This is a genomic window from Halomonas marinisediminis (assembly GCF_004347715.1).
Taxonomy (GTDB): Bacteria; Pseudomonadota; Gammaproteobacteria; order Pseudomonadales; family Halomonadaceae; genus Halomonas; species Halomonas icarae.
This window is the reverse complement of sequence record NZ_SLTR01000699.1, coordinates 1-233: the sequence shown is the minus strand read 5'-3', so window position 1 is coordinate 233 and position 233 is coordinate 1. Positions and strand designations below refer to the sequence as shown.

At 29.2% G+C, this 233-nt stretch carries 1 protein-coding gene; it reads left to right on the top strand.

Going from position 1 to position 233, the window contains the following annotated elements:
• On the top strand, positions 1-233 hold a 233-nt coding region (locus E0702_RS18275; RefSeq protein WP_205742141.1), incomplete at both ends, for a DNA adenine methylase.

The following is a 233-nucleotide window of genomic DNA, read 5'->3' as shown; positions in this document are numbered from 1 at the left end:
AAATATCCAAAGGTTAACTACATAGGAAATAAGGAAAAGATTGCTAAATGGATTTGTGACCAATTTCCATCTAATACTAACACAATTTTTGATGCTTTTTCTGGTGGTTGCTCATTAAGTTACGAAGCTAAATGCAGAGGTTTAGAAGTTTACACAAATGATATTTTAAAAATCAATTATCATATTGCAAATGCACTGGTAAAAAATAATAAAACATTACTCGAAACGTCAGA